The organism is Teichococcus aestuarii, from assembly GCF_003116135.1.
Taxonomy (GTDB): domain Bacteria; phylum Pseudomonadota; class Alphaproteobacteria; order Acetobacterales; family Acetobacteraceae; genus Pseudoroseomonas; species Pseudoroseomonas aestuarii.
In genome coordinates, this window is the sequence record NZ_PDOA01000006.1 from 39,602 (window position 1) to 65,182 (window position 25,581).

A 25,581-nucleotide genomic window follows, 5' to 3' on the forward strand; every position below is an offset into this window, starting at 1 on the left:
GCAGAATGGGAACACATGTTCCCGTTCGCCGGGGCTGCTCAAAAGGAGGACAGAGGCATGGCCGACCAGGACAGTTCCGCGTCCCCGCCGGCCGTGCCGCAGGAGGTGCTGCAGCTCGCCGCCGGCACCCTCTCGCCCGAGGCGCTGGCGCTGCTGTCCGGGCCGGTGGGGCAGGCGGTGGCCAAGGCCGCCAACTACGCCGGCCGCGCCCTGTCGGACAACACCCGCCGCGCCTACGCCTCCGACTGGAAGGCCTTCTCCACCTGGTGCCGGGCGGGGGGCGTCTCCGCCCTGCCGGCGGCGCCGGTGGTCATCGCCGGGCACCTGGCCAGCGTCGCGCAGACGCTGGGCCGCAACAGCCTCAAGCGCCGCCTCGCCGCCATCGCCCACATGCACCGGCAGTCCGGCCATCCCTGGCAACCGGGGGACCCGGCCATCCGCGCCACGCTGCGCGGCATCTTCGCCACCCACTCCAAGCCTGTGCGGCCGGCGGCGGCGCTGACCTCGGTGGAGGTGAAGCAGCTTCTCAACGTCTGCGGCACCGATCTCGCCGGGCTGCGAGACCGCGCCATCTTCCTGCTCGGCTTCGCCGGTGCCCTGCGCCGCTCCGAGCTGGTGGCGATCGACCGCGAGCATCTGCGCTTCACCACCGATGGCATGACGCTGCGCATCCCCCGTTCCAAGCGCGACCAGGAAGGGGAGGGGGCGGATCTCGGCATCCCGCGCGGCCTGAACCCGCTCTCCTGCCCGGTGCGCGCCATGGAGCAGTGGCTGGGCCGCAGCCGGATCGAGTACGGCGCGGTGTTCCGCCGCGTCACCGCCGCCGGCACCATGGAGGACCGGCTCAGCCCGCAGGGGGTGTGGCGCATCCTGCGCCGCCGCGCCGAGCGGGCCGGTCTAACGGTGGATGAGCGGGAGCGCCTCTCGCCGCACGGGCTGCGTGCCGGCTTCATCACCGAGGCCTATCTGAACGGGGCGCGGGACGAGCAGGTGATGCACCACGCCCGGCAATCGGATTTCGCGACCACCCAATCCTACCGCCGCCGCGCCAAGATCACCCAGGACAGCCCGGCGCGCCTGCTGGACCTCTGATACCGGATTCCCCGGCGAGGCGCCTGCGCCCGGATGGGCGCAGCGCCTCATGGCGCGTAGCCATGGCGGAGCGCCGGCGCCTGAAGGCGGATCGGGACCGATCCGCAAGACTTCTTGGCCCCTGCTACCCTTTTCCTGCCTGCCCCTTCCCTTCCTGCCTCCGCACCTGGGTCAGGCCCGCCATTCCGGATGGCGGGCCGCGGCGCATTCGCGCCCGCCCGGGCGATGTTTCAAACGACAGGCAACTCGCTTATTCCGCTAGGCAAGACGAACGTACCAACATACAGTTTGGGAAACGCCGAGCAGCGGGAGGAAGCCATGCAGAAGAACCGGCCGGGTGCGCCGTGCCGTCACGCGGGCCAGGGCTGAGGCCGGCGCCATGGACACCCAGGCCCCGCATCCCGCCGCCCCCGCCCGCACCGTCCTCGGCGCCGAGCACGAGCTGTTCCGCGACCAGGTGCGCCGCTTCTTCGACCGCCACATCGTCCCCTTCCATCGCCAATGGGAGCGCGACCAGCTGGTGCCGCGCGAGGTCTGGCGCCTGGCCGGCGCGCAGGGGCTGCTCTGCCCGACCATGCCGGAGGAGTACGGCGGCGCCGGCGCGGATTTCGGCTATTCCGCCGTGCTGATCGAGGAGATCGCCCGCACCAATGCCAGCGGCGTCGGCTTTCCGCTGCATTCGGACATTGTGGCGCCCTACATCCTGGCCTATGCCACCGAGGCGCGGAAGCGCGACTGGCTGCCGCGCATGGCGCGGGGCGAGCTGATCGGCGCCATCGCCATGACCGAGCCGGGCATGGGCAGCGACCTCAAGGCGGTGCGCACCACGGCGCGGCGCGAAGGCGAGCACTACGTGCTGAACGGCTCCAAGACCTTCATCACCAACGGGCAGAATTCCGGCCTCGTCATCGTCGTCGCCAAGACCGACCCGGCGGCGGGGCGCAAGGGCATCAGCCTGATCTGCGTCGAGGAGGGCACGCCCGGTTTCAGCAAGGGCCGCAACCTCGAGAAGATCGGCCTGCACGCGCAGGACACCTCCGAGCTCTTCTTCGACGAGGTGCGCGTGCCGGTGGAGAACCGCCTCGGCGAGGAGGGGCAGGGCTTCCGTTACCTGATCCACAACCTGCCGCAGGAGCGGCTGATCATCGCCATCCGCGCCGCCGCCTCGATCGAGGCGATGCTGGCGGAGACGGTGTCCTATGCGCGCCAGCGCGAGGCCTTCGGCGGCACGGTGTTCGACTTCCAGAACACCCGCTTCCGCCTGGCCGACGCCAAGGCGCAGGCCACCATGCTGCGCGTCTTCGTCGATCACTGCCTGGAGCTGCACCTGCGCGGCGCGCTTTCGGTGGAGATGGGCGCGAATGCCAAGCTCGTCGCCTCCGAGATGCAGAACAAGCTGCTGGACGAGTTCCTGCAGGTGCATGGCGGCTACGGCTTCATGAGCGAGTACGCCATCGGCCGTGCCTGGGCGGATGCGCGCGTCGCCCGGATCTATGGCGGCAGCTCGGAGATCATGAAGGAGATCATCGCCCGCACGCTGTAGCGCCGCGGGCGCCGCAGGCCGACCCCGGGCACACGGGGCGGCGCCAGGGAGGAGAAAGAGAGATGCAACGCAGGACCCTGCTGGGGGCCGCGGCGGCGGCCGCCTGCGCGCTGCCCGGCCTGGCCCATGCCGCGGCCGGTGCGGCACGGGCCGCCTATCCGGACAAGCCCATCCGCGTGGTGGTGCCCTTCCCGCCGGGCGGGGCCACCGACACCTGGTGCCGCCTCGTCACCGCGCCGATGGCCGAGGCGCTGGGCCAGCCTTTCGTGGTGGATTGCCGCTCCGGCGCCGCCTCGATGATCGGCAGCGAGGCGGTGGCCCGCGCGGCGCCGGATGGCCACACGCTGCTCTTCACCATCAGCAGCCTGGTGCAGAGCCCGGTGGTGTTCCGCCGCGCGCCCTACGACGCCGAGAAGGATTTCGCCCCCATCGGCCAGCTTGGCACCACCTCGCTGGTGCTGGCCTGCAACAAGGATGTGCCGGGGCGGACGCTCGCGGAATTCGTCGCCGCGGCGAAGGGGCGGAACTACAGCTTCGGCTCATACTCCCCCGCCTCGACCGGGCATGTCTTCGGCCAGCTCTTCTCCGACGTGGCGGGGCTCGGCATGACGCATGTCGGCTATCGCGGCGAGGCGCCGGAGCTGCTCGACCTGATCGGCGGCAGGCTGCACTGCGCGCTGGTCAGCATGACCTCGGCCAAGGGCTATCTGCTGGACGGCACGCTGCGCCCGCTCGCCTGCCTCGGCCGCCAGCGCCTGCCGAGCCTGCCCGGCGTGCCCACCTTCGTCGAGCTCGGCTACCCGGAGGATTTCGCCTGGAGCGGCTTCGTCGGCATGCTGGCGCCGGCGGGGACGCCCGCCGCCATCGTCGAGACCCTGGCCGGCAGCTTCCGCGCCGCGACGGAGCGGGCCGAGGTGCGGCGCACCCTCGCGGAACAGGATTTCATCCTGCAGTGGCTTGGCCCGTCCGACATGGCGCGGGAGGTGCGGCGCGCCCGGCAGAGCTGGGCGGAACTGGTGGAGCGCACCGGCATCTCGGCCGAGTGACGCCCCGCGCGACAACGAAACCCACAGGGAACATGGAAACGATGACGGCTGCGACAGGCAAGCTTGCTGGCAAGGTGGCGCTGGTGACGGGCTCGGGGCGGGGCATCGGGCGCGAGATCGCGCTCAAGCTGGCCTCCGAGGGGGCAAGGCTGGTCATCAACGACCTCGATGCCGGGCCGGCGGAGGAGGCGCTGGCCGCCATCCGCGCCGCGGGCGGCGAGGCGGTGGCCTGCAACGGCAGCGTCACGGAGGCGGATTTCGGCGAGCGCATCGTCAAGGCCGCGCTGGATGCCTTCGGCGGCATCGACATCATCGTCAACAATGCCGGCTACACCTGGGACAACGTCATCCAGAAGATGACGGACGAGCAGTGGTACGCCATCATCGACGTGCACATGACGGCGCCCTTCCGCATCCTGCGCGCCGCCGCCCCCTTCATCCGGGAGGCCGCCAAGCGCGAGGCGGAGGCGGGGCAGGAGAGGTTCCGCAAGGTGGTGAACATCTCCTCCACCTCCGGCGTCTACGGCAATGCGGGCCAGGCCAACTACTCCGCCGCCAAGGCGGGTGTCGCCGGCATGACGCGGGCGCTGGCCAAGGAGTGGGGGCGCTACAAGGTCAACGTCAACGCCGTGGCCTTCGGGCTGATCATGACGCGGCTGACCGAGGCGGCGGCGGGGGAGGGCGCCTCCATCGACATCGAGGGCCGCGCGATCAAGGTGGGCGTCAACCCGCAGGTGCTGAAGAACGCCGAGGCGCTGATCCCGCTCGGGCGCGGCGGCACGCCGGCCGAGGCGGCGGGGGCGGTCTACCTGCTCTGCATCCCCGAATCCAACTATGTCAGCGGGCAGACGCTGGTGGTGGGGGGCGGGCGGCCATGAGCGCACCGCTTGGCCGGCGCGCGGCGCTGGCTCTGGCGGGCGGCGCCGCCCTGGCGCGGCCGGCGCCGCTGCGCGCCGCGCTGCCCGAGCGGCCCATCCGCCTGGTCGTGCCCTGGCTGCCCGGCGGCACGGCGGACAGCCATTTCCGCCTGCTGGCCGAGCTCGCCTCGCAGCGCCTCGGCCGCACCGTGCTGGTGGAGAACAAGCCCGGCGCCAGCGGCACGCTGGGCGGCCAGATGATGGCCAACGAGGCGCAGGGCGACGGCACGCTGATCGGCCAGATCCCGGTCACCCTGTTCCGCTACCCCGCCATGACGAAGCGCCCGACCTTCGACCCGTTGAAGGATTTCACCTACATCATCCATCTCACCGGCTACCTGTTCGGCGTGGTGTCGAGGCCGGACGCGCCGTGGCGGGACTGGGCCGGGCTGATCGACCACGCGAGGCGCAACCCGGGCCGCGTCACCTATGGCACGCCCGGCGTCGGCAGCTCGCTGCACATCACCATGGAGCGGATCGGCGAGCTGGCGGGGGTGCAGTGGGTGCATGTGCCCTTCCGCGGCGGGCCGGACAACATCCAGGCCGCGCTCTCCGGCCAGACGCATCTGGCGGCCGATTCCAGCAGCTGGGCGCCGCTGGTGCTGGAGGGGCGGATGCGGCTGCTCTGCACCTGGGGCGCGGAGCGGGCGAAGCGCTTCCCCGAGACGCCGACGCTGCGCGACCTCGGCCTCGACATCGTCTCGGACTCGCCCTACGGCATCGGCGGACCGCGCGGCATCCCGGCCGCGACGGTGCGCGTGCTGCACGACGCCTTCAAGGACGCCCTGCACGACCCGCGCTCCGTCACCGCGCTGGAGCGCTTCGACATGGCGCTGCGCTACATGGACAGCGAGACCTACGCCGCCTTCGCCCGCCGCCTCTATGCGGAGGAGAGCGCGACGGTGAGGCGGCTCGGCCTGCAGATCGACTGAGCGCAGGAGGAGGAGGGCGCGCCTCAGTGCACCTGGCGCGTCCCCTCCTGCCAGAAGCCCGCGCGCAGCGCCTTCTTGTCGATCTTGCCGATCGGCGTGGTGGGCAGAGCGTCCACCAGCACCACCGTCTTCGGCGCCTGCACGGCGCCCTTCAGCGCCCGCACATGCGCGGCCAGCGCCGCTTCCTCCGGCCGCCGCCCCTGGCGCGGCACGACGAAGGCCTGCACCCGCTCCCCCCAGCGCGCATCCGGCACGCCGATCACCGCCGCCGCCGCCACATCCGGGTGGGTGGCCAGCGCATCCTCCACCTCGCGCGGATAGACGTTGAAGCCGCCGGAGATGATCATGTCCTTCCGCCGGTCGACGATGTGCAGGTAGCCCTCCTCGTCCTCGCGGGCGATGTCGCCGGTGTGCAGCCAGCCATGGCGCAGCGCCTCCGCCGTCTCCTCGGGGCGCTTCCAGTAGCCGCGCATCACCAGCCGGCCGCGCACGCAGATCTCGCCCGGCGTGCCGCGCTCCACCGGCGTGCCGTCCTCGGCCAGCAGCTTCACCGCCACCCCCGCCATGGGCTGGCCGCAGGCGGAGAGCCGCTCCGGCCGCGCCGGGTCGTGCTCCGCGCGGCGCAGCAGGCAGACGGTGTTGGGCGCCTCCGTCTGGCCGTAGAGCTGCATGAAGACGGGGCCGATGCGCTCCATCGCCTCCAGCAGCGTGGCGGGGGCGATGGGGGCGGCGCCGTAGATGAAGGTCTCGAGCATCCGTGTGCGGGCGCGGGAGAGGCGCGGCTCGGCCAGCAGGGCGCGGATCATGGTCGGCACGCCGAAGGCGCAGTTGATGCCCTCCGCCTCGATGCAGCGCAGATAGGCCTCTGGCTCGAAGCCGCCCAGAACATGCACGGTACCGCCGCGCAGCAGGGCGGGCACCACCAGCGAGCCGGCGGCGTGGCTCAGCGGCGTCGCCAGCAGCATGCGCGGCACGGCGGGCCAGTCATACTCGGCCAGCATCATCGTGGCGCATTGCACCAGGGCGCGGTGCGGCAGCATCACCCCCTTGGGCTGGCCCGTGGTGCCGCCGGTGTAGCTGATCTGGCCAAGACCCTCCTCATCGCCGATCGGGTCGAAGGGCGCGTCGGACTCCGCCCCGGCGGCGGCGAGCAGATCCCGGGCGCCGCCGCCGCCCAGCGAGAGCACCAGGCCGCAGCCGGACGCTTCCGCCGCCGCATGGGCGCGCCCCGCCTCGGCAGGGTCGTGCACCAGCAGGCGGATCTCGGCGTCGCGCAGGATGTGGGCGAGGTCGGCGGGGCCGGACAGCCGGTTCAGCGCCGTGTAGCGGCAGCCGATGAGCTGCGCCGCGGTGCGCAGCATGAACACCTCCGGCCGGTTGGCCATCAGCGCCGAGACGCCCTCGCCCGGGCGCAGGCCGAAGCCCTGCAGCGCCCGAGCCAGGGCATGGATGCCCGCCGCCACATGCCGGCGGGACCAGACCTGCCCCTCCTGCACGAAGGCCGGCCGCTCCGGGTTGCGCCGCAGCCCGAGCAGCGCGAGATGGCCCATGGTGATGCCGGCCTGTGCCGTGCCCTGTGCCATGCCTTGGGCCGTGGGGCCGCTCATTCGGGCTGGATCCCGGCGGCCTGGATGAGGCGCCGGTTCAGCGCGGCCTCGCGGGTCAGCCGGTCCATCAGCGCCTCGGGGCCCGGGGTGGCGGGCACCAGGCCGAGCCGGTCCAGGCGCGCGCGGGCCTCGGGCGCGGCGAAGGCCTCCGTTGCCGCGCGCTCCAGCTTCGCCAGGATGGCGGGCGGCGTGCCGGACGGCGCCGAGAGGGTGAACCAGCCGCTGCTGACGAAATCCTTCTGGCCCAGCTCCGCCAGCGTCGGCACCGCCGGCAGGGCGGGGCTGCGCGCGGTGGAGGGGATGGCCAGCGCCCGCAGCCGCCCGCTTTCCACATGCGGCCGCGCCGGCGCGAAGGTAGAGAACATCAGGTCCGTGCGGCCGGCGATGGTGTCGGTCAGCGCGGGGGGCGAGCCGTTGTAGGGCACGTGCAGCAGCTCGGTGCCGGTGCGCGCCATCAGGTCCACCATCATCAGGTGGGCGGTGGTGCCGACGCCCCAGGTGGCGAAGGAGAGCTGCCCCGGCCGCTGCCGCGCCGCCGCCAGCAGCGCCTCCAGGCTCTCCCAGCGCGGGTTCGCCACGAGCAGGAACTGCGTGTCCGAGATCATGGTGATGTGCGCGAAATCCTTCACCGCGTCATAGCCCGGGTCGCGCAGCGCGTAGGGGGCGGTGGTGAAGGTGACCACGGTGCCCATCAGCAGCGTGTTGCCGTCCGGCTTCGCCCGCGCCACGTGCCGCGCGGCCAGCGTGGTGGAGGCGCCGGGCTTGTGCTCCATGACGAAGGTGCCGCCGAGCCGCGCGGAGAGCCCCTGCGTCAGCACCTGGGCCAGCACGTCCGGCGCGCCGCCGGGGGCGTAGGGCAGGGCGATGCTGACCGGCTGGCTGCCCGGATAGGGCGTGTCCGCTGCCGCGCCGCGCGGCAGGGCGGGCGCCGCCAGCACGCCCCCGAGCCCGGCCAGGGCCGCCCGCCTGGACAAAGCGTGATGCCGCATCCGTCTTCCTCCCATGCTCCGGTTCGTGCCGGGCTTGTCGGCGCCCAGCCTGCGGCAGGGATCGGATGCGAGTCAATTCCGCTGTGCGAGCCGGAAAAACCATGGAGCGGGACATTGACGCATTGCAGCGGAATGCCGCAGGCTCCCCCACGACCGGCGACGCAGAGCGCCGGCATGAGGAGAAGGGTCCGAGCCATGGCGCATCTGGCACGCTGGGCGCAGCTTCAGCCCGACAGGGTGGCGGCGCATTTCCCCGATGACGGGGCGGCGCTGACCTTCGCGGCGCTGGATGCGCGGGCCAACCGCCTGGCGCAGTGGCTGATCGGCCTCGGGCTGCGGCCGGGGGACGGCATCTCGCTGCTGCTGGAGAACGGCCCGGCGCTGCTGGAGCTGGCCCATGGCGCGCGCCGCGCCGGGCTCTACTACACGCCGCTCAGCACGCATCTGCGCGTGCCCGAGATCGCCTACATGCTGGCCGACAGCGATGCGCGGCTGCTGATCGTCAGCCCTGCTTTGGCCGGGCTGGCGGCGGAGGTGGCGGAGGATGCGGCGCTCGCCGCGCTGCCGCGCTGCGCCACGGGGGAGGGGCTGCCCGGCTACCGCTCGGTAGAGGCGGAGCTGGCTTCCTACCCCATGCCCGCGCCGCTGCCGGAACGCCCGGTGGGGCGGGATTTCCTTTATTCGTCCGGCACCACGGGGCTGCCCAAGGGCATTCGGCGCGACCTGCTGCCGCCCGAAAAGCGCGGCGCGCCGGACTGGTCGCCCGGCTGGGTGGCGACCTACGGCATCGGCCAGGACAGCGTCTATCTCTCGCCCGCGCCGCTCTACCATGCCGCGCCGCACCGCTACGTGATGCGCACGCTCGACCGCGGCGGCACGGTGGTGGTGATGCGGAAGTTCGACGCCGCCCGCAGCCTGGCGCTGATCGAGCGCCATCGCGTGACGCACAGCCAGTGGGTGCCCACCATGTTCACCCGCCTGCTGGCGCTGCCCGAGGCAGAGCGGAGGGCGCACGACCTGTCCAGCCACCGCGTCGCCATCCATGCCGCCGCGCCCTGCCCGCGCGCGGTGAAGCAGGCGATGATCGACTGGTGGGGGCCGATCCTCGTCGAATACTATGCCGGCTCGGAATCCATCGGCGGCACGGTGATCGACAGCCATGACTGGCTGCGCCGCCCCGGCTCGGTGGGCCGGGCGCTGGAATGCCGGCTGCACATCCTGGGGCCGGAGGGGGAGGAGTTGCCGCCCGGCGAGGTCGGCGGCATCTGGTTCTCGGGAGGGGCCACCTTCCGCTACCACAACGCGCCCGAGAAGACCGCCGCCGCCTTCGACAGCCAGGGCCGCGCCACCTATGGCGATCTCGGCCATGTCGATGAGGAAGGCTTCCTCTATCTCAGCGACCGGCGGGCCGACCTGATCCTGTCGGGCGGCGTGAACGTCTATCCGTGGGAGATCGAGCAGGTGCTGCTGCGCCACCCGGCCGTGGCCGAGGCCGCCGTGATCGGCGTGCCGGACGCGGATTTCGGCGAGGTGGCGCGCGCCGTGGTGCGCGCCGCCGTGCCCGTCACGCCGACGCTGGAGGAGGCGCTGGTGGCGCATTGCCGCGCCCACCTGGCAGGCCCCAAGGTGCCGCGGCGCATCGATTTCGCCGAGGAACTGCCACGCAGCGAGACCGGCAAGCTGCTGCGCCGCGTGCTGAAGGAGCGCTACCGCGACGGCGCCGCGCTCTCCGTTGCCTGAGAACACCCACAAGGAGACTGGCATGGCCCTGCCCGCCGGGCGACCGCGCCCCGAGCCCACGCCCGAGACGCAACATTTCTGGGATGGCACCAAGGCCGGCGAGCTGCGCCTGCAACGCTGCCAGGCCTGCGAGAAGGCCTACTTTCCGCCGCGCCCCTTCTGCCCCGGCTGCGGCGCGCGGGAGGTCTCGGTCTTCGCCGCCAGCGGACGTGCCACGCTGCACAGCTACGTCATCCATCACCGCAAGGTGCCGGGCTTCGAGCCGCCCTATGCCATCGCCGTGGTGGAGCTGGAGGAGGGGCCGCGCATGATGACCAACATCGTCGATTGCCCGCAGACGCCCGAGGCGCTGCAACTGGACATGAAGCTGGAAGTGGCCTTCACGCCGATGGATGACGAGATCACCCTGCCGCTGTTCCGGCCGGCGCAAGGAACACCGGCGGGAGAGCGGGCATGAGCATCGCTCCTGGTTCGATCGCGATCGTCGGCGCCGCCGAGAGCACGCGCATCGGCAGCGTGCCGGAGATGTCGCAGATCATGCTGCACGCCGACGCGGCGCTGAACGCCCTGGCCGATGCCGGGCTGAAGCCCTCCGATATCGACGGCGTGGCCTGCACCGGCGCGATGATGACGCAGCAGGTGGCGCACTATCTCGGCATCACGCCGAAATGGGTGGACGGCACCAGCGTCGGCGGCTGCTCCTTCATGCTGCATGTGCGCCACGCCGCCGCCGCCATCCATGCCGGCTACTGCAACACCGTGCTGATCACGCATGGGGAGAGCGGCAAGTCCCGCATCAACGCCACGCCCCGCCCGCCGGAGCCGCAGAGCCTGAACGGGCAGTTCGAGGCGCCCTTCGGCCCCTTCGGCCCGCCGACGCTCTTCCCCATCCCCGTGCTGCGCTACATGAAGACCTATGGCGTGACGCATGAGCAGCTCGCCATGGTCGCCGTGGTGCAGCGGGAATGGGCCTCGCGCAACCCGCGCGCCGCGCAGCGCGACCCGATCACGGTCGACGACGTGCTGAACAGCCGGATGATCGCCTATCCGTTCCGGCTGCTGCAATGCTGCCTGGTGACGGATGGGGGCGGCGCCCTCATCCTCACCCGCGCCGACCGCGCGAAGGACTTCCCGCAGCGGCCCGCCTACATCCTCGGCACGGGCGAAAGCGTGGAGACCAACATGATCAGCCAGATGGAGGATTTCACCAGCTCGCGCGCCTTCCGCGTTGCCGGCCCGGAAGCGTTCCGCTCCGCCGGCATCAGCCATGCCGATGTCGACCACCTGATGATCTACGACGCCTTCGCCCATCTGCCGCTCTACGGGCTGGAGGATCTGGGCTTCGTCGGCCGCGGCGAGGCGGGGGCCTTCATCGAGGCGCGCCACACCGCGCCGGGCGGCAAGCTGCCGATGAACACCAATGGCGGCGGCCTCTCCTACACCCACACCGGCATGTACGGCATGTTCGCGCTGCAGGAGAGCGTGCGCCAGGTGCGCGGCACCGCGCCGGCGCAGGTGGAGGGCGTGAACATCTCCGTCTGCCACGGGGTGGGCGGCATGTTCTCGGCCAGCGGCACCATCGTGCTGGGGCGGGAGCGGCCATGACGCCCGCGGAGGCGCTGGCCTCCCGCCGCAGCGTGCGGGGCTTCCTGCCCTGCCCGGTGCCGCGCGAGACGGTGGAGCGCATCCTGACCCTCGCGGCGCGCGCGCCGAGCGGCAGCAACATCCAGCCCTGGAAGCTGCATGTGCTGGCGGGCGCCAGCCTCGCCCGCGTCACCGCCGCGCTGCGCGCGGCGCACGAGGCGGAGGAGCCGAGCCGGCGGGACTATGAATACTACCCGACGAAATGGCGCTCCCCCTATGTGGAGCGCCGCCGCCAGCTCGGCTGGCAGCTCTACGGCCTGACCGGCGTGCAGAAAGGCGACCGCGCCGCCGGCAAGCGGCAGGAGGGCCGCAACTACGACTTCTTCGGCGCGCCGGTCGGCCTCGTCTTCACCATCGACGACGATCTGGAGAAGGGGAGCTGGCTGGATTACGGCATGTTCCTGCAATCCATCATGGTGGCGGCGCGGGGGGAGGGGCTGGACACCTGCCCGCAGGCCGCCATCGCCAACTACCCCGACATCCTGCGGCGCGAGCTGGGCATCCCGGCGAGCGAGGTTGTGCTCTGCGGCATGGCGCTGGGTTGGGCGGACCCGGAGGAGCCGGCCAACCGCCTCGCCTCGGAGCGCGAGAAGCTGGCCGTCTTCACCACCTTCCACGACCCCGGCTGAGGCTTCAGCCGGCGGCCCGCGCCAGGCGCCCGCCCGTGGCGTTGTGGCGCGTGGCCAGCCACAGCAGCCAGCCGATGACGGTGATGTTCAGCAGGTTCCAGGCCAGCCCATGCACGAAGGCGGCGTGGTAGCCGCCGCTCCAGTCGAAGATGCGGCCCGCCAGCCAGCCGCCCAGCGCCATGCCGAGCAGCGTCGCCATCAGCGTCTTGCCGACGCGCTCGCCCGCCTCGGCGGCGGGGAAGTGCTCGCGCACCACGATGGCGTAGCTCGGCACCAGCCCACCCTGGAACAGGCCGAACAGCGCCGAGATGACGTAGAGCGAGAGCAGCCCGTCGAACAGCGCGTAGAGCACCAGCGCCACGCCCTGCAGCACCGAGCCCAGCAGCAGCGTGCGCAGGCCGCCGATGCGGTCCGCCACCCAGCCGGAGGCGACGCGGCTGACGATGCCGCAGGCCAGCATCAGCGCCAGCATCTGCGTCCCCCGCGCCACGCCGTAGCCGAGGTCGCCGCAATAGGCTACGATATGCACCTGCGGCGTGGCCATGGCGACGCAGCAGGCGATGCCCGCCACCCAGAGCGACACCTGCAACGCCGCCGGCGAGAGCGGCAGCGTGCCGCCGGCAGGCCGGGCCACCGGCATGGCCGCGGGCGGGGGCGCCGTGCCGGCGGCGGGGCGCACCGCCGGCCGCCGCAGCGTCCATGCCAGCGGCACCAGCACCGCGACGCAGGTGAGGCCGATGACGAGATGCGCCACCCGCCAGCCCTGCGCCGCCATCATCTGCTGCATCACCGGCGGCCAGAAGGCGCCGGCCAGATAGTTGCCGGCGGCGCAGACGGCGATGGCGGTGGCCCGGTGCCGGTGGAACCAGTGCGAGACCTCCGCCATCAGCGGCCCGAAGCCGATCGAGCTGGCGGCGCCGATCAGCAGCCCCTGCGCGAGTGCGAACTGCCAGAGGTTCTGCGCCGCCGCCGCGCCGGCATAGCCCAGCCCGAGTGCGATTCCGGCCACCGCCAGCGGCCGCGCCAGGCCGAACCGGTCCACCGCGCGGCCGAAGGCCACGCCGCCAAGCGCGAAGCCCACCATGGTGAGAGTGTAGGGAAGGGAGGCGGCGGCGCGGGAGATGCCGAACTCGGCCTCCACCGCCGGCAGCGCCACCACCACCGACCACATGCCGACGCCGCCCACCGTGGCCGCCAGCGTGGCCAGCGCCAGCCGCAGCCAGGAGAGGCGGGAATCCGCCGTGATGTGAACCATTCGCTTCCCGCCCCGCATTGCCCCCGCAGCCTCGGGGCGGGGCGGGCCAGCGTCAATCCCGGCTTGCCTTCCCCGGCAGCATGCCGGCCAGGCTGGAGGCGGCGCCATCCCCTTCCTCCCCGGGCGGGCGGCTGCCCAGCACGCTCAGCGTGCCATCGGTCTCCAGCACCACGGCCAGGGCCTGCTCCGGGCCCGGCACGCCCGCGGCGCGCAGGGCGGAGAGCACCTCGTCGCGCGTCACGCGCTGGGCGCGCAGGGCGGCGTCGAGGAAGCGGCCCTTGTGCAGCAGGAGGCTCGGCTCGGATTTCACCAGCGCATCGAAGCGGGTGGAGCGCACCGAGAGCCAGGCCACGGCATATTGCAGCCCGGCCAGCAATGCGAAGGCGAGCACCCCCTCGGCCAGGGCCACGGAGTTGTTGAGCAGCACGGTGGCCAGGGTGGAGCCGAGCGCGACGGTGACGATCAGGTCGAAGGCGTTGAGCTTGGCCAGGGTCCGCTTGCCGGAGAGGCGCAGCAGGAACACCAGCGCGGCATAGGCCAGGGTGCCCACCACCAGCACCCGCAGCAGCCCGAACCAGGACTCGAAGAACATGCACGGCCTTTCATGAGGAAGGGCGGAGGGATGGCACCCTCCGCCCCGGCATTAGCTTTCGGCTCGCGGCGGGCTCAGCCGCCCCGGCTCTGCTGCCAGAACCTGTCGATCTCCTGGCGCCGCTGCTGGCCCGCCCCGCCATCGGCGAAGCTGTCCGGATCGACGGACGGCGCCTTCTCCAGCTGCGCCTCGCTCATCGGCAGCACGAAGGAATCCATCTGCGGCGTGGCGCGCAGCCGTGCCCAGGGCACCGCGATGTAGTCCTCCCCAAGGCCGAGGAAGCCGCCGCGCGAGAGGATCACATAGCCGATCCCGCCCGTGCCGGGGTTGAGGACGACATCCTCGACGCTGCCCAGGCTCTCGTCCTGCGGGTTGCGGACATCGGTGCCGGTGATGGTATCGGCGCGGAAGTTCCGCCGCATCTCCGTCACGGGCTGGGCCGCGGCCAGCTGCTGCTGGCGGTAGGAGACCATCTGCCCAGGCTCGACGCCCGCCTCGCGGAGCTGGCCGGCATATTCGCCGTAGACGCTGCGCACCTGGCCCAGCACGGTCTGGCAGGCCTGCTCCTCGCCACGCTGCGCCAGCACGGCGGCGGCACGGTAGAGCGTGCCCAGCTCCTGCGCCGGCGGGGTGTTCCAGTTGAGGCCGCCCCAGGGGGCGGTGCCGCCGCTGGCCATGGCGGCGCGGTTGGCGCTGCCATCCGCCGCGCCTGCCGTGCCGCGCGCGGCCGGGCTGCCGGTGCCGGGGTTGGCGCCGCCGGCCGCCGGCGTGCCGCCCTGGCGGGCCGCCTGCATGTCGGCGGGCGCGCCGCGCGAGCCATCCACCCGCAAGGCAGCCGTGTTGTTCCAGCCATAGCCCTGGCGATAGCCGGTCAGCCAGTAGCCTTCCTTCTCCACCCTGCCGCGGAAGGCGGTAAGGTCCTGCCGGCATTGCTGCGCCACCTGGCGGCCCTGCATCGCCTGGTCCTGGCCTGCCTTGCCCTGGACCGGCTTGCCCTGGACTGGGTTGCCCTGGCTCGTCTTGCCCTGGGCGCTCTGTCCCGACGAAGCCTGGCTCTGGCCGGTCTTCTCGCCAGCGGAGCTGGCGGGCTGGGCGCTGGCCAGCCAGGGGGCCAGGCAGGCCACCGCCAGAACAGAACCGGACAGCAGAGTTTTCGTGGCCATGTGCGTCTCCCTTGTGCGTGTCGCTGCACCCTCGGGTGCGGGGGAGGCGTCCGCGGTCGCGTCCACCTGAGCGAGAGACAACCAGGCGAGGCGCACCGGGTTCGGCAATTGGGGCCAAAAAAAGGCAGAAGAGCCCCATTCCGCCCAAATCAGGCCCAGCCGCTTCTCAGAAGCCCAGCAGCGGCGCCACCATGCGGGAGAGGTGCGCGATGCGGGGGCCGAGCTCCTTTTCCAGCCGCGCCTGGTCCAGCATGTAGCCGGGCGCGCCGATGTTCATGGCCATGATGGTGGTGCCGTCCAGCGAGACCAGCGGCGCGCCGGCGGTGCGCACATCCGGCTGCCACTCGCCATCGACGATGCAGAAGCCGCGCGCCTGCACCTGGGCGATGCCGTCCAGCACGCGCGGCTTCAGCTCGGCCCAGGCGGCGCCATAGCGGCGGGCGAGGCGCTCCAGCAGGTAGTCCCGCTCCGTCTCGCCCAGCGCCGCCAGGAAGGCGCGGCCCAGCGCGCTGCGTGCCATCTCCACCCGGCTGCCGATGCCGAGCCGCAGCGTGGCCAGCGCGCTGGAGGCGGTGTTCTCCACATAGATCATCGAGAGCCGGTCGCGGCTGGCGAGGCCGACGGCGGTGCCGGTCTCCTGCGCCAGCTGCCGCATGTGGTCATGCGCCGCCTGCCGCACGCGCAGATTGGCCAGCACCGGATAGCCCAGCGCCAGCAGCGCCGGCGCCGGCTCGTAGCGCCCCTGCTTGTGCAGCACGCGCAGGTAGCCAAGCTCGGCCAGGGTATAGGTGAGGCGGGAGACGGTGGGCTTGGGCAGCCCGGTGAGCGCCGCGATCTCCCCCACGCCCAATGGGCCGCGCCCCGGCTCGAAGGCGCGCAGCACTTCCATGCCGCGCGCCAGCGCCCAGACGAAGCGGCGGTCGCTGGCATAGTCGGCGCTGACATCCTCCTGGTCATAGACCAGCCGCACGGCGGAACGGGAGGCGGCCAGGACGACCGGCGCCTTGGCAGCGGGCGCCTTGGCAGCGGGCGCCTTGGTGGCGGGTGCCTCGGCAGAGGGCGCCCCGGCCGGGGCGGGGCTCCGCCGGGGGCGGCTGGCGGAAGGCTTGGGCGGCACGCGGGTCACTCCTCGGCTCGGGCGGCCGTTCTTCCATAGCACGGCCCTGCCTCTGCAACATGGCGTCAACGTTTCGCTTGGCAAGACGAATGCGTCGCCCTACGGTCCCCGGCAACGAAAACGCGGCGGCGGCTGGGGATCTGCGCGGTTCCGCCCCCGCCTTGCGGAGGAGACCGATCCATGCCCCTTCCCGCCGCCTTCGAGGGCCGCCTGGCCCTGCCGGCCGTGGCCGCGCCGATGTTCCTGGTCTCCGGCCCGGACATGGTGGTGGAGACCTGCCGCGCCGGCGTCGTCGGCACCTTCCCCTCGCTGAACCAGCGCAGCAACGAGGGATACGCCGCCTGGCTGGAGGAGATCGGGGAGCGGCTGGCGCAGGCGCCGGGTGCTGCGCCTTATGGCGTCAACCTCATCGTCCACCGCAGCAACAAGCGGCTGGAGGCGGATCTCCGGACCACCGTGGCGCACAAGGTGCCGCTGGTCATCACTTCGCTCGGCGCGGTGGCCGAGGTGGTGCGGGCGGTGCACGGCTATGGCGGGCTGGTGTTCCACGACGTCATCAACACCCGCCACGCCGAGAAGGCGATCGAGGCGGGGGTGGACGGGCTGATCGCCGTCTGCAACGGCGCCGGCGGCCATGCCGGCACGCTGAACCCCTTCGCCTTCCTGTCCGAGTTGCGCGGCATGTTCGACGGCACGCTGCTGCTGGGGGGTGCCATCAACACGGGGCGGCAGGTGGCGGCGGCGCGGCTGATGGGGGCGGACCTCGCCTATATCGGCACCCGCTTCGTGGCCACGCAGGAGAGCATGGCGCCGGCCGAGTACCGCCGCATGATCCTCGAGGCGCGGGCGAAGGACATCCTCTACACCGCCGCCATCAGCGGGGTGAAGGCGAACTTCCTGCGCGCCAGCATCGCCGCCGCCGGGCTGGACCCGGATGCGCTGGACGAGGCCACGCCGCTCAACGTCTCCGACCATGAGAGCCGGCCCTGGAAGAACATCTGGTCGGCCGGCCACGGTGTCGGCGGCATCGAGGACGTGCCCGGCGTCGCCGCCCTCTGCCAGCGCCTGGCCGCCGAGTACCGCGCCGTGGCCCCGGCCGGGTTCGCCATGGCCGCCGAGTAAAAGCCCCCATCCCGGGCCGGACGGGGCCGCGCAAGAGCCCCGCCGCCCCTCCGCCGTTCCAGGGAGGAACATCCATGCCCATCGCTCCGCCCACCCTGCCGCGCCGTGCCCTGCCGGGCCTGGCGGCGGGGCTCGCCCTGCCGCGCCTGGCCCGCGCCGAGGCCGGCTTCCCGAGCCGCCCCGTCAGCATCCTGGTGCCCTTCACCGCCGGCGGCACCACCGACCAGCAGATGCGCGCCCTGGCCGAGGGCGCCGCGCGCCGGCTGGGCCAGCCGGTGATCATCGAGAACCGCCCGGGCGGCGGCGGTACGCTGGGCGTCGCCGCCACGGCCAAGGCACGGCCGGATGGCCATACCCTGGCGCAGATGATCACCCCCGCCATGCGGCTGGCCATGCTGCAGCCCATGTCCTACGACGTGCTGCGGGATTTCTCGCCGGTCATCCACCTCACCGGCTATTTCTTCGGCCTCGCCGTGCGCGCCGATGCGCCCTGGGAGAGCTGGCGGGACTTCGTCCAGGCGGCGCGGTCGAGGCCGGGGCAGCTCAGCGTCGGCAACAGCGGCGCCAATGGCACGCTGCATCTGGGCATGCTGGAGCTGGGGCTGCGCGAGGATGTGCAGTTCAACCACGTGCCCTTCCGCGGCGAGGCGGACACCATCCCGGCGCTGCTCGGCGGGCATGTCGATGCCGTGGCGAACAGCGCCGGCCTCGGTGAGCTGGTGGACAATGGCAAGGCGCGCTGGCTGAACGTCTGGACCGCGCAGCGCTCCCGCCGCTGGCCGGATGTGCCGACGCTGGTGGAGCTGGGCTATGACGGCATGGTCATCACCTCGCCCTACGGGCTGGTGGGGCCGGCGGGGATGCAGCCGGCGGTGGTCGGCCGGCTGCACGACGCCTTCCGCGCGGCGATGGACGACCCGGCGCACCGCGCCGTGCTGCAGAAGGCGGACATGGTGGCGGAGTATCTGGGGCCGGACGAGTATGCCGCCGCCCTGCGCGCCCAGGTGGAGCGCGAGCGCGCCCTGCTGCGCCGCCTGAAGCTGCTCGCCGCGTGAGCGGGGCGGGTGAGGGGGGGCCGCTGGCCGGCCTCCGCGTGGTGGAGATGGCGGGCATCGGCCCCGCGCCGCTGGCGGCGATGCTGCTGGCCGGGCTCGGCGCCGAGGTGGTGCGGCTGGACCGCCCCGCCGCCCCCGGCCGCGCCATGCCGATGGCGGCGCGGCACGATGTGGTGGGGCGCGGCCGCCGCGCCGTGGCGCTGGACCTGAAATCCCCGGGCGGGGTGGCGCAGGCGCTGGAGCTCGCCGCCGCGGCGGATGTGCTGATCGAGGGCTTCCGCCCCGGCGTGATGGAGCGTCTGGGGCTGGGGCCGGAGCCCTGCCTCGCCCGCAACCCGCGCCTCGTCTACGGGCGGATGACGGGCTGGGGGCAGGACGGGCCGCTGGCACAGAGCGCCGGGCACGACATCAACTATCTCGGCCTCACCGGCGTGCTGCACGCCATCGGCCGCGCGGGAGAGCGCCCGGTGCCGCCGCTCAACATGGTGGCGGACTATGGCGGCGGCACGATGATGCTGCTCTTCGGCCTGCTCGCGGCGCTGTGGGAGAGGGAGCGCTCGGGCCGTGGCCAGGTGGTCGATGCCGCGATGACCGACGGCGTGGCGGCGCTCTCCGCCTTCTTCCACGGGCTCCGCGCCGCCGGCCACTGGTCGCTGGAGCGCGGGGCCAACCTGCTCGATGGCGGCGCCCCCTTCTACGACACCTACGAGACGGCGGATGGCCGCTTCCTGGCGGTCGGCTGCCTGGAGCCCGCCTTCTTCGCCGAGATGGCGCGGCGCCTCGGGCTCGATGCGCGCTTCATCGCCGGCCAGCGCGACCGCGCCCTCTGGCCGGAGATGCGCGCCCAGATGGCCCGCCTCTTCCGCACCCGCGGCCGCGACGATTGGGAGGCCGCCTTCGCCGGCAGCGATGCCTGCGTGACGCCGGTGCTGGACTGGGACGAGGCGCCCGCGCACCCGCACAACGCGGCGCGCGGCAGCTTCATCGAGGCGGACGGCGTCGCCGCCCCGGCCCCGGCGCCGCGCTTCTCCCGCACCCCCGGCGCCCCGCCGGCGGAGACGGCACCCGCCACGGTGGCCGATGTGCTGCGCGGCTGGGGCGCGGGGAGGGGCGGCCTCAGCCGCGGCGCAGCCGGCGCATGAGCTGTTCCGCCTGCCGCTGCGCCACCTCGGAGACCAGGCCAGCGAAGACCTGCGCCGTCTCCGAGCGGGCCTGCCAGGCCGGGTAGAACAGCCCGTAGGGCAGCGGCACGGCCGGCCGGAAGCGCCGCATGACGAGCTGCGGCGCGGCCGCCGAGAGCGCCACGAAGGGGTCGGCCAGCGCTAGGCCGAGGCCCTGCGCCGCCATCTGGCACACCACCACGCCATTGGCGGCCTCGAAGCGGTAGCGCGGCATCAGGCCCGCCTGCCGGCAATGCTGCTCCAGCCGCTGCCGCAGCAGCGAGCGCGCATGGGTGGCGATGAGGTCGTGCTCCACCAGGGCCGGCAACTCCACCTGCCGGCGCGCGGCGAGGGGGTGGTCGCGCCGCATCACCACCACCGCCTCCACCTCGCAGAGCGGCTCCACCCGCAGGCCGGGGTGCTGCAGGGGCGGCACCGTCACGCCCAGGTCGAAATGCTCCTGGCCCACCACCGCCTCGGCATCCAGCCGCACGCGGGTGTCGATGCTGGCGGTGAAGTCCGGCGCGCGGCGGGCCATCTCGGCCAGCGCCTCGCCGAGCAGGGCATTGGCCATCTGCGGCGCGGTGAGGATGCGCAGGTGGCTGTCCCGCTGCCCGCCGCGGATCTGCCCCGCGAGCTGCGCCAGCCCGTCATGCCCGGCCAGCACGCGCTCCGCCTGCTGGTAGAAGCGCCGCCCCTCCGGCGTCAGGGAGAGGCGCTGCCGCTCCCGCGTGAACAGGGCGAAGCCGAGGGACTGCTCCAGCCCCGCCAGCAGCCGCCCCACCTGCGGCTGGGTGCGCCCGAGCCGCGCCGCCGCCTGGCTGACCGAGCCGCATTCGACGAAGGCCCGCAGCGCCTCCAGCGCGCTGATCTTGAGCATGCGGCCTCCTCATCCTGTGCGGAAAGCGCATGATCTGCACCGGATAATGCATTTGACGCAAGGACGGCCCTGGCCGAACCCTGACGGAATGATGACAGATGCCGCCCCCCGTACCGGCCGCCCAGGAGGCCCGAAGCGCCATGTCTGACCGCGACGAGAGCGGCACCGCCTGGCGCCTCGCCCCCGCGGACTACGCCGCCCGCCGCGAGGCGCCCTTCGCCCTGCCGGCGGCGCCCGCCTCCCGCTACCTGACCATGCGCGACGGCTGCCGCATCGCCATCGATGTCTGGCGGCCGGAGGGGGCAGAGGGCCCCGTGCCCGCCATCCTGATCCTGACGCCCTATTACCGCCGCTTCCGGCTGCGCGAGGGCGGCAGCGGCGACGCCATCCCCAATGCCGGCAAGTTCGTCCGCCACCTGGTGCCGCGCGGCTACGCGGTGGTGGTGGTGGATGTGCGCGGCACCGGCGCCAGCTTCGGCACGCGCGACAGCTTCCGCTCCCCGCGCGAGCGCGAGGACAGCCGCGAGATCGCCGACTGGATCGTGGCGCAGACCTGGTCGGACGGGCAGATCGGCGCCACGGGCATCTCCTATCCCGGCGCGGCCTCGGACTTCCTGGCCAGCACGGGGCACCCGGCGGTCAAGGCCATCGCGCCGCTCTTCGCCGTGTGGGACACCTACGCGGACAACTACTATCCCGGCGGCATCCTGCTGAAGCAGCTCGCCAAGAGCTATGACGACCTGATGGTCGCCATGGACCACGACCGGCGCGACCTGCTGCGCAACTACGTCTACTACGCCAACCCCGACCTCGCCGGCCCGCACCCGGTGGACGAGGACGCCGACGGCACGCTGCTGGCCGAGGCGTTGCGCGAGCATCTCGGCAATTTCCGCCAGCCGGACTTCATGGGCGAGTTCCGCTTCCGCGAGGAGCCGCTGCCCTACGACGCGTCCTTCAGCTCCGCCTCCTTCAGCCCTTATTCGGTGCGCGGCGGCATCCGGCCGGATGTGGCGGTGCTGGCCGTCTCCGGCTGGATGGATGGCGCGGGCTACGCCAACGGCGCCATCTCCCGCTACCTGACGCTGCGCGACAACCCGGTGCACCTCATCCTTGGCCCCTGGGACCATGGCGCGCGCTGCCATGTCTCGCCCTGGCGCCGGGCGCAGACGCCGGATTTCGACCTGCTCGGCGCCCTGCTGCGATTCTTTGACCACTACCTGCTGCGCCGGCCCACGGGGCTGGAGCAGGAGGCGCCCATCCACTACTTCGCGATGCATGCCGAGGCCTGGCGCAGCGCCGAGGCCTGGCCGCCCGTGCCGGAGACGCGGCGCCTCCATCTCGCCGAGGGGAGCGCGCTGGCCGAGTCCCCCGGCGCGGCGGGGGCCGACACCACCACGGCGGATTTCGCCTGGGGCAGCGGGCAGGGGACGCGCTACGAGCGCATCGCCGGCATCAACAGCACCACCTACCACGCCGACTGGCCGGAGCGGGAAGCCGCGCTGGCGGGCTGGACCTCGGCGCCGCTGCCGGAGGCGATGGAACTGGCGGGCCACGGCCTGGCCGATCTCTGGCTGGAGAGCAGCGAGCCGGATGCCGCGCTCTTCGTCTATCTCTCCGAGGTGGAGGCGGACGGCACGGTGCGCTACGTCACCGAGGGGCTGCTGCGCGCCCTGCACCGCAAGGAGAGCCCGGCGCCGGAGAACTACCGCACCACCTGGCCCTTCCGCAGCTTCCGGCGGGAGGATGCGGCGCCGCTGGTGCCGGGGCGGGCGGAGCGCATCCGCATTCCGCTGCTGCCCGTGGCCTGGGTGTTCCGGGCCGGCAGCCGCCTCCGCCTCTCCCTCTCCGGCGCCGATGCCGACCACGCGGTGCAGGTGCCGCATGGCCGCCCGCCGCGCCTGACCCTGCTGCGCGGCGGCGACCGCGCCTCCGCCCTGGAGCTGCCGCTCCGCCCCTACACCGCTGCCCTGGAGTTGCCCCATGCGACGTCGTGACCTTATTGCCGCCGCAGGTGCCCTTGGCGGCGCCCTCGCCACCACCGGCTGGGGCGCGCTGGCGCCCCGCCCCGCGCACGCCCAGGGTCCCGCCCAGGGCACGGCCCTGCGCATCGGCCTCGGCGGCGCCTTCACCACCATCGATCCGCATTTCTACCACGCCGTGCCGAACCACACGGTCGCGATGCACATGTTCGAGCGGCTGATCAACCGCGCGCCGGATGGCCGGCTGATCCCCGGCCTCGCCACGGAATGGAAGCCGCTCTCGGACACGCTGTGGGAATTCAGGCTGCGCCCCGGCGTGAAGTTCCACGATGGCGGCGACTTCACGGCGGACGACGTGGTCTTCACCTTCGAGCGTGCCCGGGACGTGCCGAACAGCCCGGGCGGCTTCGGCGGCTTCCTGCGCGCGGTGGAGCGGGTGGAGGTGATCGACCCGCTGACCATCCGCCTGCACACCCCCGTGCCGGCGCCCGACCTCGGGCCGAACCTCACCTATGTCGGCATCGTCTCGCGCCGGGTGGGGGAGGGGGCCAGCACGGCCGACTACAATTCCGGCAAGGCGGCCATCGGCACCGGCCCCTACCGCTTCGCCGGCTACACGCCGGGCAACCGGGTGGAGCTGGCGCGGCATGATGCCTGGTGGGGCGGCCGCCCGGCCTGGGAGAGCGTCTCGCTGCGGCTGCTGAGCAACCCGGCCGGCCGCACCGCCGCGCTGCTCTCGGGCGATGTGGACCTGATCGACACCCCCTCGGTGAGCGACCTGCCGCGGCTGCGCGAGGATGAGCGCGTCTCGGTCAAGGCCATCCCCGGCATCCGGCTGATCTACCTGGTGCCGGACCTCTCGCGCGAGGGGGAGAGCCCCTTCGTCACCGACGCGCAAGGGGCGCCCCTGCCGCGCAACCCCTTCCGCGACCGGCGGGTGCGCGAGGCGCTCTCCCTCGCCCTGCACCGCGAGGCGCTGGGCGACCGGGTGATGCTCGGCACCGGCACGCCCACCAACCAGTGGATGCCGCCCGGCGGCTATTCCTACGCCCCGAAGGTGGTGCCGCCGCAGCCCGATCCGGCCCGCGCCCGCCGCCTGCTGGCCGAGGCCGGCCTGCCCGAGGGCTTTCGCCTGACCCTGCACACGCCGAACGACCGCTACCCCAACGATGCCCGCCTGGCCCAGGCCGTGGCGCAGATGTGGACGCGCATCGGCGTGCAGACCACGGTGGAGGCGATGCCCTGGAGCACCTATGCCGCGCGCGGCGGCCGGCAGGAATTCTCCATGGGGCTGTGGGGCTGGGGCAGCGCCACCTTCGAGGGCGGCTACATGCTGAGCCAGTGCTTCGCCACCAACAGTAAGGAGCGCAGCCTCGGCCTCTACAATTACGGCCGCTACAGCGACCCGGCGCTGGATGCCGCCATCGCCCGCGCCGTCTCCACCGTGGACGAGGCGGAGCGCGAGCGGCTGCTGGTCGCGGCCACGGAGCAGGCCATGGCCGAGACGCCCATCATCCCGCTGCTGATGCTGCAGAACCTCTGGGCGGTGCGGCAGGGCATCGCCTTCCAGCCGCGCTCGGACGAGCGGACCCTGGCCATGGACGCCACCCCCGCATGACCGCCGCGCGCCCCGATCCCTGGCCCGCCCTGGCGCGCCTCGCCCTGGCCCAGGCCGAGCCGGGCCAGCCCGCCGCCCTGTTCCAGGCGCTGGAGCAGGCGCTGGCCGAGGCGGTGGGCCACCGCCTCTGCACCATCCAGATCCACTATCCGGATGGCGAGGCGGAGCGCGTCTGGTCCAACCACCCGGAGCACTACCCGGTGGGCGGGCGCAAGCGCGCCTCCCAGGCGCCGCGGATGCGGGAACTGATGGAGCATGGCCGCCCCATCCTGATCCGCGCGGCGGAGGAGCTGCGCCGCTCCTACCCCGACCATGCCGGCGCCTCGGCGCTGGGCTGCGGCAGCGCCATGAACACGCCGGTGCGCTGGCAGGGCCGCACCCTGGGGCAGGTGAACCTGATGCATGCCGAGGGCTGGTACACCGAGGCCGATCTGCCGCTGGTGCGCGCCTTCGCGCAATTCGCCGTGCCCGCCTTCCTGCTTCTCGCCGCCGCCGGGGAAACCGCCGCATGACCACCCTGCCCACCCGCCGCGCCCTGCTCGGCGCGCTGCCGCTCGCCGCCGGCCTCGCCGCGCGGCCGGCGGCGGCGCAGGCCGCGCCCTGGCCGCAGGCCCAGCCCATCCGCATGATCGTGCCCTTCGGCGCCGGCGGCGCGACCGACATCGCCGCCCGCGTCATCGCGCAGGAGATGACGGGCGTGCTCGGCCAGAGCATCGTGCTGGAGAACCGGGGCGGCGCCGGCTCCACCCTCGGCACCGGCTACGTGGCGCGCGCGGCGGCCGATGGCTACACGCTGCTCATCACCACCATCAGCGGCCTGGCGATCGGCCAGACCCTCTACCGCGACCGCATCCAGTACGATGCGGACCGCTCCTTCGCCCACATCGCCATCATGATGGGCACGCCCTATTTGCTCTGCGTCGATCCGCGCCTGCCCATCCGCAGCCTGGCGGAGTATTTGGCGGCGGCGCGGGCGAAGCCGATGGATTACGGCACCTCCGGCGTCGGCGGCGTCGCGCACCTGCTCGGGCTGCGGCTGGCCAGGGCCACCGGCGTGGCGCTGGAGCACGTGCCCTATCGCGGCTCCACCCAGGCCATCACCGACGTCATGGCCGGCGTGGTGCCGAGCGTGCTCGACAGCCTGACGGCCACCAGCGCGCATCTCCGCTCCGGCGCCCTGCGGCCGCTGGCCACCTCGGCGCCGCAGCGCTCGCCCGACTTCCCGGAGGTGCCGACCTTCCGCGAACTGGGCTACCCGGATGTGGTGGCCGATGGCTGGGCCGGCCTCGCCGCCCCCGCCGGCACGCCGCGCCCGGTGCTGGAGAGGCTGGCCGAGGCGGTGCGCCACGCCCAGGGCACGGCCAACGTGCAGCGCCGCTTCGCCGAGACGGCGACGACGGCGGGCCGCCTCTACCTGGACGAGGCGCAGGCCTTCGTGCGCCAGGAGGTGGCCGCCTGGGCGCCGGTGATCCAGGCCTCCGGCATCACGCCGGACTGACCA

Annotated in this window: 23 protein-coding genes; 16 read left to right on the forward strand and 7 right to left on the reverse strand. The window is 73.0% G+C overall.

The window, feature by feature from the left end:
- The first annotated feature begins 57 nt into the window (after positions 1-57).
- The 5 genes from CR165_RS10980 to CR165_RS11000 all read left to right on the forward strand — a co-directional run bounded on the left by CR165_RS10980 (position 58) and on the right by CR165_RS11000 (position 5,530).
- The gene (locus CR165_RS10980) at positions 58-1,092 is read left to right on the forward strand and encodes a site-specific integrase (protein ID WP_181378104.1); all 1,035 of its coding nucleotides are present in this window, start codon (positions 58-60) and stop codon (positions 1,090-1,092) included.
- Positions 1,093-1,471: 379 nt separating this feature from the next.
- Positions 1,472-2,635, forward strand: a complete 1,164-nt coding sequence (locus tag CR165_RS10985) for an acyl-CoA dehydrogenase family protein (protein WP_109517038.1) — start codon at positions 1,472-1,474, stop codon at positions 2,633-2,635.
- A 62-nt stretch (positions 2,636-2,697) separates the two neighbouring features.
- Positions 2,698-3,681, forward strand: a complete 984-nt coding sequence (locus CR165_RS10990; protein WP_109517039.1) for a Bug family tripartite tricarboxylate transporter substrate binding protein — start codon at positions 2,698-2,700, stop codon at positions 3,679-3,681.
- Positions 3,682-3,722: 41 nt separating this feature from the next.
- A complete protein-coding gene (locus tag CR165_RS10995; RefSeq protein WP_109517040.1) occupies positions 3,723-4,559 on the forward strand; it encodes an SDR family NAD(P)-dependent oxidoreductase in 837 nt (278 codons plus the stop codon).
- Positions 4,556-5,530 carry a tripartite tricarboxylate transporter substrate binding protein gene (locus tag CR165_RS11000; RefSeq protein ID WP_109517041.1) on the forward strand — a complete coding sequence of 325 codons (975 nt, stop codon included), beginning with the start codon at positions 4,556-4,558 and terminating at the stop codon, positions 5,528-5,530. The genes CR165_RS10995 and CR165_RS11000 overlap by 4 nt, the downstream gene beginning before the upstream one ends.
- A gap of 23 nt (positions 5,531-5,553) precedes the next feature.
- On the opposite strand, the gene CR165_RS11005 is transcribed toward CR165_RS11000, so the two are convergent.
- Both CR165_RS11005 and CR165_RS11010 read right to left on the reverse strand, forming a co-directional pair.
- Positions 5,554-7,137: an AMP-binding protein gene (locus CR165_RS11005; protein ID WP_109517042.1), complete on the reverse strand. Its 1,584-nt coding sequence runs from the start codon at positions 7,135-7,137 to the stop codon at positions 5,554-5,556.
- The gene (locus CR165_RS11010; protein ID WP_181378105.1) at positions 7,134-8,126 is read right to left on the reverse strand and encodes a Bug family tripartite tricarboxylate transporter substrate binding protein; all 993 of its coding nucleotides are present in this window, start codon (positions 8,124-8,126) and stop codon (positions 7,134-7,136) included. The genes CR165_RS11005 and CR165_RS11010 overlap by 4 nt, the downstream gene beginning before the upstream one ends.
- Before the next feature lie 195 nt (positions 8,127-8,321).
- Between CR165_RS11010 and CR165_RS11015 the strand changes: the two genes are divergently transcribed.
- From CR165_RS11015 to CR165_RS11030, 4 genes are read left to right on the forward strand one after another with little or no spacing between them, the layout of a single operon-like run.
- A complete protein-coding gene (locus tag CR165_RS11015; protein ID WP_109517044.1) occupies positions 8,322-9,866 on the forward strand; it encodes an AMP-binding protein in 1,545 nt (514 codons plus the stop codon).
- Positions 9,867-9,888: 22 nt separating this feature from the next.
- Positions 9,889-10,323 carry a Zn-ribbon domain-containing OB-fold protein gene (locus CR165_RS11020; protein WP_109517045.1) on the forward strand — a complete coding sequence of 145 codons (435 nt, stop codon included), beginning with the start codon at positions 9,889-9,891 and terminating at the stop codon, positions 10,321-10,323.
- Complete coding sequence (locus CR165_RS11025) at positions 10,320-11,471, forward strand: acetyl-CoA acetyltransferase (RefSeq protein ID WP_109517046.1); 1,152 nt, start codon at positions 10,320-10,322, stop codon at positions 11,469-11,471. Before CR165_RS11020 ends, CR165_RS11025 begins: the two co-directional genes overlap by 4 nt.
- Entirely contained in the window at positions 11,468-12,139 is a 672-nt protein-coding gene (locus CR165_RS11030; protein ID WP_109517047.1) for a nitroreductase, read from the forward strand. The genes CR165_RS11025 and CR165_RS11030 overlap by 4 nt, the downstream gene beginning before the upstream one ends.
- A 4-nt stretch (positions 12,140-12,143) precedes the next feature.
- On the opposite strand, the gene CR165_RS11035 is transcribed toward CR165_RS11030, so the two are convergent.
- The 4 genes from CR165_RS11035 to CR165_RS11050 form a co-directional block, all read right to left on the reverse strand.
- Positions 12,144-13,394 carry an MFS transporter gene (locus CR165_RS11035; protein WP_219929726.1) on the reverse strand — a complete coding sequence of 417 codons (1,251 nt, stop codon included), beginning with the start codon at positions 13,392-13,394 and terminating at the stop codon, positions 12,144-12,146.
- A 52-nt stretch (positions 13,395-13,446) separates the two neighbouring features.
- The gene (locus CR165_RS11040; protein WP_109517049.1) at positions 13,447-13,986 is read right to left on the reverse strand and encodes a DUF421 domain-containing protein; all 540 of its coding nucleotides are present in this window, start codon (positions 13,984-13,986) and stop codon (positions 13,447-13,449) included.
- Between the two features lie 74 nt (positions 13,987-14,060).
- A complete protein-coding gene (locus CR165_RS11045; RefSeq protein WP_109517050.1) occupies positions 14,061-15,149 on the reverse strand; it encodes a PRC-barrel domain-containing protein in 1,089 nt (362 codons plus the stop codon).
- 166 nt (positions 15,150-15,315) lie between these two features.
- Positions 15,316-16,266: an IclR family transcriptional regulator gene (locus tag CR165_RS11050; RefSeq protein ID WP_146201882.1), complete on the reverse strand. Its 951-nt coding sequence runs from the start codon at positions 16,264-16,266 to the stop codon at positions 15,316-15,318.
- Positions 16,267-16,446: 180 nt separating this feature from the next.
- On the opposite strand from CR165_RS11050, the gene CR165_RS11055 reads away from it, so the two are divergent.
- From CR165_RS11055 to CR165_RS11065, 3 genes are all read left to right on the forward strand, one after another.
- On the forward strand, positions 16,447-17,388 hold the full coding sequence (locus CR165_RS11055) for an NAD(P)H-dependent flavin oxidoreductase (RefSeq protein WP_109517052.1): 942 nt from the start codon (positions 16,447-16,449) through the stop codon (positions 17,386-17,388).
- A 74-nt stretch (positions 17,389-17,462) separates the two neighbouring features.
- Complete coding sequence (locus CR165_RS11060; protein WP_109517053.1) at positions 17,463-18,443, forward strand: tripartite tricarboxylate transporter substrate binding protein; 981 nt, start codon at positions 17,463-17,465, stop codon at positions 18,441-18,443.
- Positions 18,440-19,585: a CaiB/BaiF CoA transferase family protein gene (locus CR165_RS11065; RefSeq protein ID WP_281262101.1), complete on the forward strand. Its 1,146-nt coding sequence runs from the start codon at positions 18,440-18,442 to the stop codon at positions 19,583-19,585. The genes CR165_RS11060 and CR165_RS11065 overlap by 4 nt, the downstream gene beginning before the upstream one ends.
- Here CR165_RS11065 and CR165_RS11070 read toward each other — a convergent pair.
- Positions 19,560-20,483: a LysR family transcriptional regulator gene (locus CR165_RS11070; RefSeq protein ID WP_109517054.1), complete on the reverse strand. Its 924-nt coding sequence runs from the start codon at positions 20,481-20,483 to the stop codon at positions 19,560-19,562. The genes CR165_RS11065 and CR165_RS11070 overlap by 26 nt on opposite strands.
- A 140-nt stretch (positions 20,484-20,623) precedes the next feature.
- Between CR165_RS11070 and CR165_RS11075 the strand changes: the two genes are divergently transcribed.
- From CR165_RS11075 to CR165_RS11090, 4 genes are read left to right on the forward strand one after another with little or no spacing between them, the layout of a single operon-like run.
- Entirely contained in the window at positions 20,624-22,477 is a 1,854-nt protein-coding gene (locus tag CR165_RS11075; RefSeq protein ID WP_109517055.1) for a CocE/NonD family hydrolase, read from the forward strand.
- Positions 22,464-24,080, forward strand: coding sequence for an ABC transporter substrate-binding protein (locus CR165_RS11080; protein ID WP_109517056.1), 1,617 nt, complete (start codon positions 22,464-22,466; stop codon positions 24,078-24,080). The genes CR165_RS11075 and CR165_RS11080 overlap by 14 nt, the downstream gene beginning before the upstream one ends.
- A complete protein-coding gene (locus CR165_RS11085) occupies positions 24,077-24,592 on the forward strand; it encodes a GAF domain-containing protein (protein WP_109517057.1) in 516 nt (171 codons plus the stop codon). The genes CR165_RS11080 and CR165_RS11085 overlap by 4 nt, the downstream gene beginning before the upstream one ends.
- A complete protein-coding gene (locus tag CR165_RS11090; RefSeq protein ID WP_109517058.1) occupies positions 24,589-25,578 on the forward strand; it encodes a Bug family tripartite tricarboxylate transporter substrate binding protein in 990 nt (329 codons plus the stop codon). The genes CR165_RS11085 and CR165_RS11090 overlap by 4 nt, the downstream gene beginning before the upstream one ends.
- The last annotated feature ends 3 nt before the right edge of the window (positions 25,579-25,581 follow it).

Coding starts and splice junctions, on each gene's coding strand:
- CR165_RS11060 (WP_109517053.1), top strand. CDS start 17,463: ATGCCCATCGCTCCGCCCACCCTGCCGCGCCGTGCCCTGCCGGGCCTG.
- CR165_RS11055 (WP_109517052.1), top strand. CDS start 16,447: ATGCCCCTTCCCGCCGCCTTCGAGGGCCGCCTGGCCCTGCCGGCCGTG.
- CR165_RS10995 (WP_109517040.1), top strand. CDS start 3,723: ATGACGGCTGCGACAGGCAAGCTTGCTGGCAAGGTGGCGCTGGTGACG.
- CR165_RS11090 (WP_109517058.1), top strand. CDS start 24,589: ATGACCACCCTGCCCACCCGCCGCGCCCTGCTCGGCGCGCTGCCGCTC.
- CR165_RS11085 (WP_109517057.1), top strand. CDS start 24,077: ATGACCGCCGCGCGCCCCGATCCCTGGCCCGCCCTGGCGCGCCTCGCC.
- CR165_RS11005 (WP_109517042.1), bottom strand. CDS start 7,137: ATGAGCGGCCCCACGGCCCAAGGCATGGCACAGGGCACGGCACAGGCC.
- CR165_RS11080 (WP_109517056.1), top strand. CDS start 22,464: ATGCGACGTCGTGACCTTATTGCCGCCGCAGGTGCCCTTGGCGGCGCC.
- CR165_RS11070 (WP_109517054.1), bottom strand. CDS start 20,483: ATGCTCAAGATCAGCGCGCTGGAGGCGCTGCGGGCCTTCGTCGAATGC.
- CR165_RS11030 (WP_109517047.1), top strand. CDS start 11,468: ATGACGCCCGCGGAGGCGCTGGCCTCCCGCCGCAGCGTGCGGGGCTTC.
- CR165_RS10980 (WP_181378104.1), top strand. CDS start 58: ATGGCCGACCAGGACAGTTCCGCGTCCCCGCCGGCCGTGCCGCAGGAG.
- CR165_RS11035 (WP_219929726.1), bottom strand. CDS start 13,394: ATGGTTCACATCACGGCGGATTCCCGCCTCTCCTGGCTGCGGCTGGCG.
- CR165_RS10990 (WP_109517039.1), top strand. CDS start 2,698: ATGCAACGCAGGACCCTGCTGGGGGCCGCGGCGGCGGCCGCCTGCGCG.
- CR165_RS11075 (WP_109517055.1), top strand. CDS start 20,624: ATGTCTGACCGCGACGAGAGCGGCACCGCCTGGCGCCTCGCCCCCGCG.
- CR165_RS11040 (WP_109517049.1), bottom strand. CDS start 13,986: ATGTTCTTCGAGTCCTGGTTCGGGCTGCTGCGGGTGCTGGTGGTGGGC.
- CR165_RS11010 (WP_181378105.1), bottom strand. CDS start 8,126: ATGCGGCATCACGCTTTGTCCAGGCGGGCGGCCCTGGCCGGGCTCGGG.
- CR165_RS11025 (WP_109517046.1), top strand. CDS start 10,320: ATGAGCATCGCTCCTGGTTCGATCGCGATCGTCGGCGCCGCCGAGAGC.
- CR165_RS11000 (WP_109517041.1), top strand. CDS start 4,556: ATGAGCGCACCGCTTGGCCGGCGCGCGGCGCTGGCTCTGGCGGGCGGC.
- CR165_RS10985 (WP_109517038.1), top strand. CDS start 1,472: ATGGACACCCAGGCCCCGCATCCCGCCGCCCCCGCCCGCACCGTCCTC.
- CR165_RS11015 (WP_109517044.1), top strand. CDS start 8,322: ATGGCGCATCTGGCACGCTGGGCGCAGCTTCAGCCCGACAGGGTGGCG.
- CR165_RS11020 (WP_109517045.1), top strand. CDS start 9,889: ATGGCCCTGCCCGCCGGGCGACCGCGCCCCGAGCCCACGCCCGAGACG.
- CR165_RS11045 (WP_109517050.1), bottom strand. CDS start 15,149: ATGGCCACGAAAACTCTGCTGTCCGGTTCTGTTCTGGCGGTGGCCTGC.